Genomic DNA, 15,533 nt, shown 5'->3' with positions numbered 1-15,533 from the left:
CATGCGACGGCAAGCTCGACGACCGCGAGCGCCCCACCGGCGGCCGCGATGGCGGCGGTGGATCGTCTCAGAATTGTGCCTCGTAGCGGTCGAGCCCCGCGGCGAGGTCGGCGATCAGGTCGGCGGGGTCCTCGAGCCCGATACTCAGGCGGATGATCTGCCCCCCTGAATCAGTCGTCGTCGCGGTCCGGATGCCGTCGAGCTCGACCGGCAAAATCAGGCTCTCATACCCGCCCCATGAGAACCCGATGCCGAAATGCGCAAGGTCGTCGATCAGCGCCGCCGTATGCCGCCGTTCGCCGCGCTTGAGGACGAAGCCGAACAGCCCCGACGCGCCCTTGAAGTCGCGGACGAACAGCGCGTTGCCGGGGTCATCGGGCAGCGCCGGATGCATCACCCGCGCCACCGCCGGGTGGGTTTCGAGCCATTTGGCGACGGTCAGCGCGCTAGCCCCCTGCCGTTCGAGCCGCAGCCCCAATGTCCGCAAGCCGCGCAGCGCGAGAAAGGCGTCGTCGGGCCCGACGCAATAGCCGAGCAGATACGACTGCGTCTTCAATTTGCCGAACCAGCGCTTCGTCGTCGTGACCGACCCCATCATCAGGTCGCTGTGCCCGCCGGTATATTTGGTCAGCGCCTGCACCGTGAAGTCGATGCCGTGGCCGATCGCCGGGAACAGCAACGGCGTCGCCCAGGTATTGTCGAGGATCGTCGCGACCCCGCGTTCCTTAGCGGCGGCGACGATCGCGGGAACGTCCTGGACCTCGAAGCTCAGCGACCCCGGGCTCTCGAGCAGGATCGCCTTGGTGTTCGGCTGGATCAGCGGCGCGACGTCGGCGCCGGGCGCGTAATAGCTCGTCGTGATCCCGAGCGGCTTGAGCAGGCGATCGGCGAAGGCGCGGCTCGGCTCGTACGCGGTGTCGACCATCAGGACATGGTCGCCGGTCCGGACCACCGTCATCAACGCCGCCGCGATCGCCGCGACCCCCGACGGATACAGCTTGGTCCCCGCCGCGCCGGGCTCCTGCGCGGTCAGCGCCTCCTCGAGCGCCCATTGCGTCGGCGTTCCGCGCCGCCCGTAGAACAGTCCCGCATCGGGATGCCGCCGCGCCTCGTCGAGCGCGGCGAGATTGTCGAACACGATCGTCGACGCGTGCCACACCGGCGGATTGACGATCCCCGCCGCCATGCCGGGACCGCGCGTCCATTCGCTCCGCCGCCCGGCGTGGACGAGCCGGGTATTCGGACCGAGCTCGTCGTCGCTCACGCCGCTCCAGTCACCACCGGCGCCGTCGGCGAAGCGCCCCATTCGGACCACGAGCCGTCGTACAGCGCCACGTCCTTCGCCCCGAGCAGCGCCGCGCCGAAGCTCAGCACGGCCGCGGTGATCCCCGACCCGCACGTCGTCACCAGCGGCTTGTCGATGTCGATCCCGGCGTCGGTGAACGCCGCGCGCAGCGCGGTACCTTGCTTCCACGTTCCGTCGGCGTTGAACAGGTCGTTCGACGGCAGGTTGCGCGATCCGGGAATATGCCCGCTGCGCATACCTTCGCGCGGCTCAGGGTCGGTGCCGGCGAAGCGGCCCGCCGGGCGTGCGTCGACGACCTGCTCGGCCTTGGTCCGGAGATTGTCGATCATCGCCTGCATCGTGCGGACGCCCTTGGTGTCGCCCCAGACGGTGAAGTGGCGGTGGCGGACGACGGGCTTGCCCGACTCGGTGGGACGTCCCTCGGCCTGCCACTTGGCGAAACCGCCATCGAGAATCGCGACCTCGTGCGCGCCGAACAGGTTGAGCATCCACCACGCCCGCGCCGACGAATGGAACGGCGAGTTGTCGTAGACGACGATCCGGCTGCCGTCGCCGAGACCGAGCGCCTGCATCCGGCTGGCGAATTTCTCAGGCGATGGCAGCATGTTCGGCACCGGATTTCCGGTGTCGACCAGCTCGTCGAGATCCATGAACACCGCGCCCGGGATGTGCCCGGTCTCGAACTCGGCGCGCGCGGTCCGGCCCGTCTCGGGCAGGAAGATCGTCGCGTCGACGATCCGCAGATCGTTCGCGCCAAGCTCGGCGGCCAGCCATTCGGTCGTCACCAGCGGGGTCATTCGGTTGCTCTCCCAGGAATTATGCGCCGTGCATAGCGACGCCACCGGCCCTTGTCAGTGCGAGATTTGTGGCTCACCCCGTCGCGAATGATCGATCCGACCGAACTTCACGCGCTTGGCCATACCAGCGCCCTGCCCGCCAGCCCGCAAGCCGCCGTGCTCGACTACCCGGCGAACCCGCGCCCGGGGGTCGATTACCTCGTCCGCTTCACCGTGCCCGAATTCACTTCATTGTGCCCGGTCACCGGCCAGCCCGACTTCGCCCACATCGTCATCGACTATGTCCCGGGCGAAACGATCGTCGAATCGAAATCGTTGAAGCTGTTCCTCGGGTCGTTCCGCAACCACGCCGCGTTCCACGAAGACTGCACCGTCGGCATCGCCCAGCGCCTCGTCGCCGAAATGGCCCCGAAGTGGCTCCGCATCGGCGGCTATTGGTACCCCCGCGGCGGCATCCCGATCGATGTTTTCTGGCAGACCGGCGTCGCGCCGGCGGGTGTATGGGTGCCCGACCAGGGCGTCGCGACATATCGCGGGCGGGGTTAAGCCAGCCCCAGAATCTTGTGCGTCTGCAGCCCGAGCCGCCAGCGCGGGTGGTCGAGGCAATAGGCGATCGCGGCGCTGGTGTTCGCCTCGCGGTCGGGGCCGTCCATCGGCTGCAGGAAGAAATGGTCGAACGCCAGCGACTCGAAGCGGCCGGGCTGGGCGAGCGGCTGGGGGTAAACCAGCTTGAGTTCGTCGCCGCGCGTCAGGACCAGCGGCGCATCAGCCTTGGGGCTGACGCAGATCCAGTCGAGTCCCGGCGGCGGCGATTGCGTGCCGTTGGTCTCGACCCCGACCGCGAAGCCGAGGGCATGGAGCGCGTCAACCAGCGCGGTGTCGAGTTGGAGCAGCGGTTCGCCGCCGGTGCAGATGACGAGGCTGTGATCGGGGTCAACTCCCCACGCCGCCGCAACCGCGCCCGCGAGCAGGGCCGCATCGGCAAACTTGCCCCCGCCGGGGCCGTCGATGCCGACGAAATCGGTGTCGCAGAAGGTGCAGACCGCGACCGCGCGATCGACCTCGCGCCCGGTCCACAAATTGCATCCGGCGAAGCGCAGGAACACCGCGCGCCGCCCGGTCTGCGCGCCCTCGCCCTGGAGGGTGACGTAGAGTTCCTTGACCGCGTAGGTCATGCGATCTGCCTCCCCTTCCCTTCAGGGGAGGGGCCGGGGGTGGGGAACGAAGGCGCAGCCGAGTTCTGTTCGGCGAGCGGACCCCCACCCCCGGGCCGCGCCAAGGGGCGCGTCTCTCGCCCCTCCCCTGAAGGGGAGGGGAGGCGGTTTGGTAGCGCCGTCACAACGCCGGGTCGATCGACCCCGCCTCGGCAAAACCCTTCGCGCGCAGGCGGCACGAGTCGCAGACGCCGCATGGGCGGCCCTCCGGCGACGGGTCGTAGCAGCTCCACGTCATGCCGAAGTCGACCCCGAGCCGCGCGCCCTCGCGGACGATATCGGCCTTTGTCATCGCGCTGAGCGGGGTGTGGACGGTGAAGCCGCCGTCGCGGGTCGCGACGTTCGCCATCGCCTCGAACGCCGCGATGAAAGCCGGGCGGCAGTCGGGATAGCCCGAATAGTCAAGCGCGTTGACCCCGATGAACAGGTCCTTCGCCCCCGCCGCCTCGGCCCAGCCGAGCGCGACCGACAGGAAAATCGTGTTCCGCGCAGGCACGTACGTCACCGGAATCCCCGGCTCGACCCCGCCCTTCGGCACGTCGATGTCGGCAGTTAGCGCCGACCCGCCGAAACCGCGCAGGTCGAGCGGCAGGACGATATGCTTCTCGACCCCGATCGCGGCGGCGACTCGCGCGGCATGGTCGAGCTCGATCCGGTGGCGCTGGTTATAGTCGATCGTCAGCGCGAGGATGCGGTAGCCCGCCTCGCGCGCGATCGCTGCAACGGTCGTCGAGTCGAGTCCGCCCGACAGCAGGACAACCGCGAGCTTGCTCACACGTCCACCGCGAAGACCCGCGCGCAGAACGCACAATCGACCTTGATGCGGCCGTCGTCGCCCGCCATCTCGGCGCGCTCCTCGGGCGGAAAGCTGCTCAGCACGTCCTTGATATGCGCGAGGGTGCAGCGGCAGCCGCGGGTCGGGACCGGTCCGGGGACGACGCGGACCTCCTCGTCGTGGAACAGCCGCCAGATCAGCGTTTCCTCGCTGAGCGACAGATCGGTCAGCTCGTCGTCGCTCATCGTCGAGGCGAGCGCGAGGACGTGCTGCCAGTCAGGGTTCATGTCGGCGATCGACAGCCGCTCGCCGCCGATCTCGCTCCGCGCGAGGTGCTGGACCAGCAGCCCGCCGCCGACCCAGCCGGTCGTCGCATCCCAGCGCACCGCGAGGCGGATCAGCGTCGGCAATTGCTCGGAGTTGGCGAAATAGCCCTCGGCGGCCTCGGCGAGCGACGCGCCTTCGAGCGGGACGATTCCCTGATAGCGCTCGGCGGCGGCGGTCGGGTCGAGGGTGATCGCAAGGTGGCCCTCGCCGAACAGCGCGTGCAGATCGAGGCCCGGTTCGACGTTGCTGCCGTCGTGGCGGAGGTAGCCGCGCACCGCGCCCGCGCGATAATCGCAGACGAGCAGGTCGACCGGGCCGCCCTTGCTCTGCGCCTGCAGGGTCAGCTGCCCCTCGTCCTCGCGCAGCGTCGCGCCGAGGAGCGCGGTGAGGACGAGCGCCTCGCCGAGCACGGTCGCCAGCGGCGCGGGATAATCATGCGCGGCGAGAACCGCGTTGAGCGCCGCGTCGAGCCGGACGACGCGACCGCGGACATTGCGCGCGCCGACCGAGAAGCCGAGCACGCGGTCGGCGACGGGAGCGACGCCTTCGGGGATGGGAGCGGGTGTCATCGTGTCGATATAAGGTTTCATCCCCGCGAACGCGGGGACCCAATGTCACAGCCGGTCGTGACCTTGGGTCCCCGCGTGCGCGGGGATGACAGATTGGAGGCGGCGCCGTCCGCCATCATCCGATCTTGCCGAGGCACCACAGCACGATCGCCTTCTGGACGTGGAGCCGGTTCTCCGCCTCGTCCCAGACCGCCGATTGCGGACCGTCGATGACGTCGGCGGTGACTTCCTCGCCGCGGTGGACGGGGAGGCAGTGGAGGAAGACCGCTTGTTTGTCGGCGGCGGCCATCAGCGCCGGCGTGACCTGGAACGGGGCCATCGCCGCCATTTTGTCCTTCTCCGCTGTCTGGCCCATCGACACCCACGTGTCGGTGGCGACGACGCTGACACCCTCGACCGCCTGCAGGGCGTTGTGGAGGATATCGATGTTGCCGCCGCGCGCCTCGGCCATCGCCACCACCGCCGGGTCGGGATCGTAGCCGTGCGGCACGCCGAGGTTGAGGTCGAAGCCCATCACGCTCGCTGCTTCGATCAGCGAATGCGCCATGTTGTTGCCGTCGCCGACCCACGCCCAGCAGGTGTCGTCGACCGGGCGGCCGAGGCGTTCTTCGACGGTCATCATGTCGGCCATCGCCTGGCATGGGTGGGTCAGGTCGGTCAGGCCGTTGATCACCGGGATCGTCGCGACCTCGCCGAGCTCCTCGATCGTCGCGTGGGTCGCGCAGCGCAGGACGATCGCGTCGACCATCCGCGACAGGACGCGCGCGGTATCTGCGACGGTCTCGCCGCGTCCGAGCTGCATGTCGTTGGCCCCGACGACGATCGTCGACCCGCCGAGCTGGCGCATCCCGACGTCGAACGAGAACCGTGTCCGCGTCGACGGCTTCTCGAAGATCGCCGCAAGGACATGCCCGGCGAGCGGCGCATCGGCATCGGGCGCACCCTTGGGCAGCCCGGCGCGCGCGGCCTTGCGGCGGTGCGCCTCGTCGAGGATCGTGCGCAGCCCGTCCTTGCCCGCCGTCGCGAGGTCGATGAAGTGGCGCATCAGGCGAGCGCGCGCGACACGATGTGCAACCGCATCACGCCGCCTTCGCCGGGGCGTAGTCGCGTGCGGCGTCGGACAGGCGCTCGACGAATTCGCGGACGTGGCTCTCGTCGATGATCAGCGGCGGCAGGACGCGCACGACATTGTCGGCGGCGGCGACGGTCAGGACGCCGTAGCTGCGCGCGTGATTGACGAAGGCGCGGCTGTCGGACTTCATCTTGATGCCGAGCATCAACCCGACGCCACGTACGCTCTCGAACAGGTCGTCGTGGTTGGGGATCATCTGCTCGATCGCCTGCCGCAGCCGGTCGCCCATGCGGCGGACATTCTCGAGGAACTCGGGCGTCGCAACGACATCGAGCACCGCGCCGCACGCCGCCATCGCCAGCGGATTGCCGCCATAGGTCGAGCCATGCGTGCCGACGACCATGCCCTGCGCGGCATGTTCGGTGGCGAGGCAAGCGCCGACCGGGAAACCGCCGCCGATGCCCTTGGCGATCGCCATGATGTCGGGGGTGACGCCGAAATGCTGGTAGGCGAACAGCTGCCCGGTCCGCGCGACGCCGCACTGGACCTCGTCGAAGATCAGCAGCGCGCCATGCTCGTCGGCGAGGTCGCGCAGCGTCTGGAGAAACTCGACCGACGCCGGGCGGACGCCGCCTTCGCCCTGGATCGGCTCGACCATGAAGCCGCCGACCTGTTCCGCCAGCGGTCCGGCCATGAACTCGCGGACCGCGGCGATATCGTCGAACGGCAGGACGGTGAACCAGTCGGGGAGCGGTTCGAAACCGCCGCGCATCTTGTCCGAATCGGTCGCCGAGATCCCCGCCATCGTCCGGCCGTGGAACGCCTGGGCGAAGGTGATGATGCGGAACTTCTCGGGGTGGCCGAGGACGAACTGGCAGCGACGTGCGGTCTTGACCGCGCACTCGAATGCTTCTGCACCCGAATTGGTGAAGAACATCGTGTCGGCGAAGGTCAGGTCGACGAGGCGCTGCGCCACCGCCTGCTGCCCCGGAACCTTGTACAGGTTCGACACGTGTATCAGCGTCGCCGCCTGATCCTGGATCGTCTTGGTCAGGTGCGGATGGCCATGGCCGAGCGCGTTGACCGCGATCCCGGCGGCGAAGTCGAGCCAGCGGTTCCCGCCCGCGTCGTACAGGTAGCAGCCTTCGCCGCGAACCGGTTCGACTTCGCAACGGCCGTAGACCGGCATCACGGGGTTCATCGTGCTCGTCATCGACATGGGCAGGTGCCCTCAACGCAAAAAGGCGGTCCCAGCGACCGCCTATCGAGGTCACGATGTAGCGACTCGCTCAGTTAGTCTCAAGTCCTACAGTGATGGATACAGGCCTGCCCACAATGTACCGGTGAGGCGCGAATTACCCCGAAACGACGTCGCTTTCGTGTGGACTTCGTGGACTTCCGAGGGGGCTTGGTTAATCGTGCCGTTCAGTCATGGGGGCGTCCGAAGTCCACATCGTCGGTGTCCTGACCCGCATCGACGATCGTGCGCCGGACGTCGCGGGTGCGGGTGAACAGCGCCTCGAGCGCATCGCCGTCGCCCCAGCGGATCGCGCGCTGGAGCGCGGTCAGATCCTCGGTGAAGCGCTGGAGGACGTCCAAGACAGCGTCCTTGTTCGACAGGAAGACGTCGCGCCACATCACCGGATCGGAGGCGGCGATGCGGGTGAAGTCGCGGAAGCCGCCCGCCGAATATTTGATGACTTCGGAACGGGTAACCGCCTCCATGTCCGACGCGGTGCCGACGATCGAGTAAGCGATCAGGTGCGGCAGGTGGCTGGTGACGGCGAGGACGAGGTCGTGGTGCGCGGCGTCCATCGTCTCGACCGTCGCGCCAAGCCGCGTCCAGAAATCGCGGACCCGCTCGATCGCGACGGGGTCGGTCCCGGCGGCGGGTGTGAGGATGCACCAGCGCCCGGCGAACAGGCTGGCGAAGCCCGCGTCGGGGCCGGACTTCTCCGTGCCCGCGACCGGGTGCGCCGGGACGATCGCGACCCCGGGGAGCGCGGCGGTGAGGTCGGCGAGGACCTGGCCCTTGACCGAGCCGACGTCGGAGACGACGCAGCCGGGGCTGAGATCGGCGGCGATGCTGGCTGCGACCCCCGCCATCGCTCCGACCGGCACGCACAGGATGACGAAGTCGGCATCGATCACCGCTGCCCCGGGCGAGTCGGCAACGTCGTCGGCGAGGTCGAGGTCGATCACCCGCGCGCGAACGGCGGGGTCCGCGTCGGTGACGCTGAGCCGGACGGTCGGCAACCGTGCCCGGACCGCGCGGGCGAGCGACGAGCCGATGAGGCCCATGCCGATAATGCTGACGCGGGCGAAAGGGAGCATTTAACGTCCTGTCATCCCCGCGAAAGCGGGGACCCAAGGTCACTGCAGCCGGTGACTTTGGGTCCCCGCTTTCGCGGGGATGACACATAAGATGAGCGTGGGATCACGCCGCCGTCTCGACGAAGCGGCGCAGGCTCGCCGCCACCGCCCGCGTCTCGGCCTCGGTGCCGATTGTGATGCGGAGCGCATTCGGCAGGCCCTGCCCCGGCAGCCAGCGGACGAGGATGCCGTCGATCATCAGCGCGGCGTTGGCGGCCTCGGCTGTGATTGGGCCCTCGGCCGGGAAGGTAACGAGGATGAAGTTCGCTGCCGACGGGACCGCGCGCAGTCCGGCGTTGCCGAGCGCCGCGATCTCGCCTGCGAGCCAGTGACGCCACTGCTTGTTGTGGACCCGCGAGGCGTCGACCCAGTCGCTGTCACCGATCGCCGCGACGGCTCCCGCGCCCCCGGCGGCGGGGACGTTGAACGGGGCGCGGACCTTGTTGAGCACGTCGATCACCGCCTGCGGCCCGTACGCCCAGCCGATCCGTTCGGCGGCGAGGCCGTAGATCTTCGAGAAGGTTCGTGTCGTCACGACGTTGGGCAGGTCGCGCGCCATCGCGAAGCCGTCCTCGTAATCGGGGTCCTCGACATATTCGGCGTACGCCCCGTCGATGACGAGGAGGATGTCGGGGCGTAGCCCGGCGTGGAGGCGGTGCAGCTCGGCGCGGCCGATCATCGTGCCGGTCGGGTTGTTCGGATTGGCGACGAATACCAGCCGCGTCGCCGGGGTGACGCTTGCGAGGATCTTGTCGACGTCGGTGGTGTAGTCGGTATCGCCCGCCGCGACCGGCTCAGCCCCCGACCGGCGTGCGGCAATCGGGTAGAGCGAGAAGCCGTGGACGTCGTGGACGATCTCGTCGCCCTGCCCGCAGTACGCGGTGGCGAGAAGCTGGAGCAGCTCGTCCGACCCGGTCCCGCAGACGATCCGCCCCGCGTCGAGGCCGTAGCGCGCGGCGATCGCCTCACGCAGCGCAACCGACGCCGGATCGGGATAGCGGTGCGCGTGCCCCGCCGTTGCCGCCATTGCCGCGATCGCCTTGGGCGACGGCCCGAGCGGGTTCTCGTTCGACGACAGCTTGACCGGCTCGGCGAAGCCGCCGAGCTTGGCCTTGCCGGGGACATAGGCGTGGATCGCGTCGATCCACGGTTTGACGATGGGTGCATTCATGCCCGGCGCTTTGGCCGGTTATGCCGCGCTCCACAAGGCGGTCAGAACACCGCGTGGTCGCCGCGATCGTCGACGACCTCGCCCGAGATCAGCCGGGCGTAGTGATCGAACAGCGTCGCGGTGCCGGTCGACGGCGTCGCGGCGGCGTCGTAGCGCCCGGTCAGGGGATCGAGAACGAGCATCGATTCGGTCGCATAGTAACGCCCGATCCGCGCGAGCTCGGCCTTGGCGGCGAGCGCGGGGACGACGCGGCCGGCCACGCCGAGGACCGCGATGATCGTGTCGAGCAGCGCCACCGGCACCCGGCTGTAGCGCGGCGGCCGCCCGAGCAAGGCGAACAGCGCCTCGCCTTGCGCTCTGGGGGTGATCGCCTCCCTCGGCCCGCCGATCGGCAGGATACGGTCCCACCGGGCGGGATCGTCGAGGCACCCGGCAATGAACTGGCCAAGATCGTCGTCGCCGATCGGCTTGCACGCGGTCAGAGTGCCGTCGCCGAACATCAGGTACGGCTTGCCCGCACGCACCCGCTCGACCTGCCCCGACAGCGACTTGAAGAATGCGGTCGGCCGGACGATCGACCAGCGCAACCCCGAGCGGATCAACGCCGTCTCGAACGCGAGCTTGGCGTGCTGGAAGGCGAGGAGCGGCTTCTGCACGCAGATCGCCGATAGCAGGACGAAATGCGCGATCCCCGCCGCCTGCGCCGCAGCGAGCGCATCGAGATTGGCGCGATGGTCGACCGCCCAAGCATCATGCGGCACCCCGGTTCGCGACGCGAGACACGACACGATGGCGTCGAATCGCTCGCCGCAGATGCCGTCACGCGCAACCGACCCCGGCTCGGTCACGCTGCCGATCCGAAGGACTACACCATCGGGCTGCGACGTGGTGTCGCGACGACGGACGAGGGCCACCACTTCGCACCCGCGCGCAACCAGCGCTCGGACCGTCGCACGCCCGATCGTTCCCGTCGCGCCGAGCACGAGAACGCGGTGTGGCGAATTAGCCACGTTCAAATTAACCATTCTCGGGCGAGGGTCATGCCGCTTCCCAATGCAATCGTATCCTCGCATGGTCGAGTCTTGAAACTGTTGCAAAGTGCCCGATGCGCTTACTTTTTTCCGCGGCGGTCGTTGCCTTCGCAGTCCCCGCCGGCGCCCAGATCACCGCCACCGCGCCTTCGAGCGCGGTGCCCCAAGCCACGACATCCGCGGACATCGTCGTCTCCGCCGACCGCGACGCGGCGACGTCGACGATCGACCGCAAGGCGTACGCGGTCCAGCGCGACCTCGGCGCGGCAGCGGGATCGATCGCGGATGTGCTGCGCAACGTGCCGTCGGTCGATGTCGATGCGGCCGGCAACGTCAGCCTGCGCGGCGACACCAATGTCCAGGTCCTGATCGACGGCAAACCGTCGGCGCAGATGTCGCCGTCGACCCGCGCCGACGCGCTGCAATCGCTGCCGGCGAGCGGGATCGAGAGCATCGAGGTCATCACCAACCCATCGGCGCGGTACAAGGCCGACGGGTCGGGCGGGATCATCAACATCATCACGAAGAAGAACCGCAAGCCGGGCAAATCGGGAACCGCGACCGCGAACATCGGCAGCGACGCCCGCTTCGGCCTCGGCGCGACGGCGGCATACCACCGGGACAAGCTCGATCTCAACGGCGCGCTGACGGTGAAGCGCACGGTCCCCGATTACCTGCTGACCGACCAGCGGACCGACATCGACCCGGTGACCGGCGCGGGGACGGGGAGCAGCCAGGAACGGCGGTACCGCGGCCACCGGACCGCGAAGATCGCGACGATCGGGGTGGGTTATGCCGTGTCGCCGGCCGACCAGCTGAGCGGCAATTTCACCTACAACGACCGCGCGGGCACGCTGCGCCGCGACGAACACGACCGGTTGTTCGACCCGGGCGGCGCGCTGGCCAGCGACTTCGACCGCGACAGCATCGGCACCGAACACGATGTCGCGACCGACGCGTCGGCGACGTACAAACACAGCTTCGCCGGCAAGGGCCATAGCCTGAGCATCGACCTGCGCTACAGCGGCGAGGCCGAGAATCAATCGAGCCGCTTCACCAACATCTACCGCCTGCCGCTGCTGCCGACGACGAGCGACCAGCGCCGGCCGCGGTCGAACCAGCGCGAGCGCGAGGTCACCGTCGAATACGACCGGCCGATGGCGGCGGGGGCGAAGCTGGTGCTCGGCTACGACTTCGAGCGCGAGGACGACGCCTTCGACACCCACGGCGACCTCGTCGACGTGGCGACTGGGGCGGTGATGCCCGACCCGACCCAGACGAGCCGCTTCGTCTACGCGCGCGACATTCATTCGTTATACGGGACCTACGAACGCGTCTTCGCCGAGAAGCTGACCGCGCTCGTCGGCGTCAGGGTCGAAGCGACGTCGGCGGTCGGCACCCAGGTAACCAACGCCGAGGTCGACCGGACCAATTACGTCACTGCCTATCCGACGATCCACCTCGACTATGCGCTGTCGGACGTGAAGACGCTGCGGCTTAGCTACAGCCACCGGATCGTCCGGCCCGACCCCGGCGAACTCGACCCGTACCCTTTATTCAACAATCCGCTCGACCAGCACGTCGGCAATCCCGCGCTCAAGCCGCAGGAGACCGACGCGGTCGAGGGGACCTTCGCCTTTGCCCCGCACGGTGTATCGATCGAGCTCACTCCCTATTACCGGCGGACGACCAACCTGTTTACCCAGGTCGTCCGCTTCATCACCCCGACGCAGCTGCAGACGACGCAGGCGAACCTTGGCACGTCGACCAAGGCAGGGGTCGATTTCTCGGCGAACGGCAAGCTCGGCAAGTTACTGTCGTACGGGGTCAGCGGCACGCTGTTCCACGACACGATCGACGCCGCCAATCTCGGCATCGCCGGTACCCGGCAGATCACCAGTGTCACCGCCAAGGCCAACCTCGACTATCAGGCCACGCCAAAGGACATGATCCAGCTCAACGTCACCTTCAAGGGCAAGCGGCTCCTGCCGCAGGGCTACCGCTTGCCGAACACGCGCGTCGACCTTGGTTTCAGGCATCAGTTGAAGCCTGGGCTGTCGGTCGTGGCGACGCTGTCGGACGTCTTCGATTCGGCGAAGGACCCGCAGGTATACGACACCCCCCTGCTCCATGAGGCGATCACCGGGCGCTATTCGGTCCGCGCGGCGACGATCGCTTTGTCTTGGGCATTCGGCGGCGGCCCAAAGAAAGCGGCGAAGATCGACTATCAGGACTGATCGCCCGACCCGGGGCCCGGTCCCCCTCCGCATTGCATCGCGCGACCGCACCCCCTACCCACCCGCGATGCTCGCCACCGACCAGCGTTTCGGCCTCGACCGTCGCATCCGGCTCCCCGGGACGTTCCAGCTCGAATCGGGCGCTACCCTCGACGGCGTCGAGGTCGGCTACGAAACCTACGGGGCGCTCGATGCCGACGGCGGGAATGCGATCCTGATCTGCCATGCGCTGACCGGCAACCAGCACGTCGCCGGGGTCGATCCGAAGACCGGGCGGCCGGGCTGGTGGGAGCGGATGGTCGGCCCGGGGCGGCCGATCGACCCGGCGCGCCATTTCATCGTGGCGACCAACGTGCTGGGCGGCTGCTCGGGATCGAGCGGCCCGGCGAGCATCGATCCTGCGACCGGTGCGCCCTTCGGCATGACGTTCCCCGTCATCACGATCCGCGACATGGTCCGCGCGCAGGCGGCGCTGCTCGACCATCTCGGCGTCGTCACGCTCGCTGCGGTCGTCGGGGGATCGATGGGCGGGATGCAGGCGCTCGACTGGGCGGTCGCCTACCCCGACCGCGTCCGTGCGGTGGTCGCGATCGCCACCGCGGCGCGGCATTCGGCGCAGAACATCGCGTATCACGAGGTCGGACGGCAGGCGATCATGGCCGACCCCAACTGGCGCGGCGGTGCCTACCACGCCGGGCCGCCCCCCGCGGCCGGGCTCGCAGTCGCGCGGATGGCGGCGCACATCACGTATCTGTCGGAGGAGGGGCTGACCGCGAAGTTCGGGCGTGCGCTGCAGGACCGGTCGGAGGTGTCGTTCGGCTTCGACGCCGATTTCCAGGTCGAATCGTACCTGCGCCACCAGGGCCTGAGTTTCGTCGAGCGGTTCGACGCCAACTCGTATCTCTACATCACCCGCGCGACCGATTATTTCGACCTCGCCGCGCCGCACGACGGGCGGCTGGCAGCGGCGTTCGCGGGGACGAAGACGCGCTTCGCGGTCATCTCGTTCACCAGCGACTGGCTCTACCCGACCGCCGAGGCCCGGCGGATCGTCCGCGCGCTTAACGCCGCCAACGCCCGCGTCAGCTTCGTCGAGCTCGACTCGCCCCACGGCCACGACGCCTTCCTCCTCGACACCCCGGCCATGAACCGCGTCGTCGACGGCTTCCTGCGGGCCGGCGAATGATCGAGCTGTCCGACGACAAGGCACGGCTCGACATCGGGCGCATCCACGGCTGGCTCGCGTCGAGCTATTGGTCGCCGGGGATCGCGCGCGGTCTCGTCGAGCGCGCCATCGCCGGATCGCATTGCCTTGGCGCCTATGCCGAAGGGGGGCAGGTCGGCTTCGCCCGCGTCATCACCGACTATGCGACCTTCGCGTGGATCGCCGACGTCTGGGTCGACGACAGCGTTCGCGGGCAGGGATTGGGGCGGAGCTTGACGCGCTGGTTCGTCGAACATCCCGACTTCGCCGGGATCCGACGCTTCGGCCTTGTTACCAAAGACGCGCACGGGGTTTACGCCGAGGTCGGCTTCGCACCGCTCGCGCGGCCTGACCGCTTCATGGAGCGGATGTCGCCCGAATACGCGATGCTGCTGGCAAGCCAGTCGTGACACTCCGCGCCGACCTCGCTGCAATCGCCGACGCCGTCCCTGCCGGAGCGCGCGTGCTCGACGTCGGCTGCGGTGACGGCGCGTTGCTCGCGGCGTTGCAGCGCGACAAGGGGGTCGACGGGCGTGGAATCGAATTGTCGGGGGCGAACGTCGCCGCTGCGGTCGAGCGCGGGCTGTCGGTCGTCCAGGGCGACGCCGACGCCGACCTCGCCGACTACCCGTCGCACGCCTTCGATGTCGCCATCCTGTCGGACACGCTCCAGGCGATGCGTTCGCCCGAGACGGTGCTTGCCGAGCTGCTGCGGATCGCGCGGACAGCGGTGATCTCCTTCCCCAATTTCGGCCATTGGCGGGTGCGGCTGAGCCTGCTCGTCGGCGGGCGGATGCCGATGACGGCGGCGCTGCCGGTGCCGTGGTACGCGACGCCGAATATTCATCTGTGCTCGATCGACGACTTCCGCGCGCTCGCGGCCAAGCTCGACGTCACCGTCGAGGGGGCGACCTTCCTCAGTCGCGGACGACGGCTGACATGGGCCGAGAACCTGCGCGCCGAGCAGGCGGTGTTCGTCCTAAGCCGGGGATAGGCGCGCGAGGGCAGCGGTCCCGCCGCCGCCGATCGCGGCCAACCCGTCGCGCTTGGTCGCGCGGACGACGTGAACCCCGGCGACCTTGGTCCACTCGCCCGGCTCGAACATCGCCGCGTCGAGCAGCTTGGTCAGGCTGCTACGCGAATGATGCGCCCCGGCGAAGCCGGTTTCGCGCGGGATCAGCGCGCGGCGCGGGACAACCGCGACGAGCACCCCCGCCGGTCCGAGTACCCGCCACAGTTCACGCAAGCCCGGCGGATCGAGCGGGGCCATCGCCAGCGCGGCGTCGAAAACCCCCTCGACGAACGGCAGGCGTATCGGATCGGCGGCGACCGTGATCGACAGCCCGGCGGGCCACGCGGCATCCCCGACGAGCGCCGCATACGCCACCATCGCGATGTCGGCCGCATCGAGAACCGCGCTGCCGCCGAGCGCGAGCAGCCGTGTCGTCGGCATCAGC

16 protein-coding genes are annotated in these 15,533 nt (G+C 68.9%); 5 read left to right on the top strand and 11 right to left on the bottom strand.

Features of this window, described 5'->3' with window-relative positions:
* Positions 1-67: 67 nt before the first annotated feature.
* Positions 68-1,264, bottom strand: coding sequence for a cystathionine beta-lyase (metC, locus tag KTC28_RS07445; RefSeq protein ID WP_216708852.1), 1,197 nt, complete (start codon positions 1,262-1,264; stop codon positions 68-70).
* Positions 1,261-2,103 (bottom strand): 3-mercaptopyruvate sulfurtransferase, encoded by an 843-nt coding sequence (gene sseA, locus KTC28_RS07440; RefSeq protein ID WP_216708316.1) that lies wholly within the window; start codon positions 2,101-2,103, stop codon positions 1,261-1,263. Before sseA ends, metC begins: the two co-directional genes overlap by 4 nt.
* An 87-nt stretch (positions 2,104-2,190) precedes the next feature.
* Here sseA and queF point away from each other — a divergent pair, with 87 nt between their 5' ends.
* Complete coding sequence (gene queF, locus KTC28_RS07435; RefSeq protein WP_216708315.1) at positions 2,191-2,649, top strand: preQ(1) synthase; 459 nt, start codon at positions 2,191-2,193, stop codon at positions 2,647-2,649.
* Here the strand turns inward: queF and queE are convergent.
* The 8 genes from queE to KTC28_RS07395 form a co-directional block, all read right to left on the bottom strand.
* Positions 2,646-3,278 carry a 7-carboxy-7-deazaguanine synthase gene (gene queE, locus KTC28_RS07430; protein ID WP_216708314.1) on the bottom strand — a complete coding sequence of 211 codons (633 nt, stop codon included), beginning with the start codon at positions 3,276-3,278 and terminating at the stop codon, positions 2,646-2,648. The two genes, queF and queE, sit on opposite strands and share 4 nt — an antisense overlap.
* Positions 3,279-3,438: 160 nt before the next feature.
* The gene (queC, locus tag KTC28_RS07425; protein WP_439650124.1) at positions 3,439-4,119 is read right to left on the bottom strand and encodes a 7-cyano-7-deazaguanine synthase QueC; all 681 of its coding nucleotides are present in this window, start codon (positions 4,117-4,119) and stop codon (positions 3,439-3,441) included.
* Positions 4,089-4,988, bottom strand: coding sequence for an Hsp33 family molecular chaperone HslO (locus KTC28_RS07420; protein WP_216708312.1), 900 nt, complete (start codon positions 4,986-4,988; stop codon positions 4,089-4,091). The genes queC and KTC28_RS07420 overlap by 31 nt, the downstream gene beginning before the upstream one ends.
* A 115-nt stretch (positions 4,989-5,103) precedes the next feature.
* On the bottom strand, positions 5,104-6,036 hold the full coding sequence (argF, locus tag KTC28_RS07415; RefSeq protein ID WP_216708851.1) for an ornithine carbamoyltransferase: 933 nt from the start codon (positions 6,034-6,036) through the stop codon (positions 5,104-5,106).
* A gap of 31 nt (positions 6,037-6,067) precedes the next feature.
* Positions 6,068-7,279: an aspartate aminotransferase family protein gene (locus KTC28_RS07410; protein WP_255602356.1), complete on the bottom strand. Its 1,212-nt coding sequence runs from the start codon at positions 7,277-7,279 to the stop codon at positions 6,068-6,070.
* Between the two features lie 206 nt (positions 7,280-7,485).
* Positions 7,486-8,394, bottom strand: coding sequence for a prephenate/arogenate dehydrogenase family protein (locus KTC28_RS07405; RefSeq protein ID WP_216708311.1), 909 nt, complete (start codon positions 8,392-8,394; stop codon positions 7,486-7,488).
* Between the two features lie 103 nt (positions 8,395-8,497).
* Positions 8,498-9,604, bottom strand: coding sequence for a histidinol-phosphate transaminase (gene hisC / locus KTC28_RS07400; protein ID WP_216708310.1), 1,107 nt, complete (start codon positions 9,602-9,604; stop codon positions 8,498-8,500).
* A 41-nt stretch (positions 9,605-9,645) separates the two neighbouring features.
* Positions 9,646-10,614: an NAD(P)H-binding protein gene (locus KTC28_RS07395; RefSeq protein ID WP_255602355.1), complete on the bottom strand. Its 969-nt coding sequence runs from the start codon at positions 10,612-10,614 to the stop codon at positions 9,646-9,648.
* Between the two features lie 95 nt (positions 10,615-10,709).
* Here KTC28_RS07395 and KTC28_RS07390 point away from each other — a divergent pair, with 95 nt between their 5' ends.
* The 4 genes from KTC28_RS07390 to metW all read left to right on the top strand — a co-directional run bounded on the left by KTC28_RS07390 (position 10,710) and on the right by metW (position 15,070).
* A complete protein-coding gene (locus tag KTC28_RS07390) occupies positions 10,710-12,872 on the top strand; it encodes a TonB-dependent receptor (protein ID WP_216708308.1) in 2,163 nt (720 codons plus the stop codon).
* Between the two features lie 67 nt (positions 12,873-12,939).
* Positions 12,940-14,058, top strand: coding sequence for a homoserine O-acetyltransferase MetX (metX, locus tag KTC28_RS07385; RefSeq protein WP_216708307.1), 1,119 nt, complete (start codon positions 12,940-12,942; stop codon positions 14,056-14,058).
* Positions 14,055-14,486, top strand: a complete 432-nt coding sequence (locus KTC28_RS07380) for a GNAT family N-acetyltransferase (RefSeq protein ID WP_216708306.1) — start codon at positions 14,055-14,057, stop codon at positions 14,484-14,486. Before metX ends, KTC28_RS07380 begins: the two co-directional genes overlap by 4 nt.
* On the top strand, positions 14,483-15,070 hold the full coding sequence (metW, locus tag KTC28_RS07375; RefSeq protein ID WP_216708305.1) for a methionine biosynthesis protein MetW: 588 nt from the start codon (positions 14,483-14,485) through the stop codon (positions 15,068-15,070). Before KTC28_RS07380 ends, metW begins: the two co-directional genes overlap by 4 nt.
* Here the strand turns inward: metW and KTC28_RS07370 are convergent.
* Entirely contained in the window at positions 15,056-15,529 is a 474-nt protein-coding gene (locus KTC28_RS07370) for a class I SAM-dependent methyltransferase (protein WP_216708304.1), read from the bottom strand. The genes metW and KTC28_RS07370 overlap by 15 nt on opposite strands.
* Positions 15,530-15,533: the final 4 nt, after the last annotated feature.

The sequence above is a fragment of the Polymorphobacter megasporae genome (genome assembly GCF_018982885.2).
GTDB classification, from domain to species: Bacteria; Pseudomonadota; Alphaproteobacteria; order Sphingomonadales; family Sphingomonadaceae; genus Polymorphobacter_B; species Polymorphobacter_B megasporae.
The sequence above is the reverse complement of the archived record's forward strand: the minus strand, read 5'-3'. Positions and strand labels throughout refer to the sequence as shown.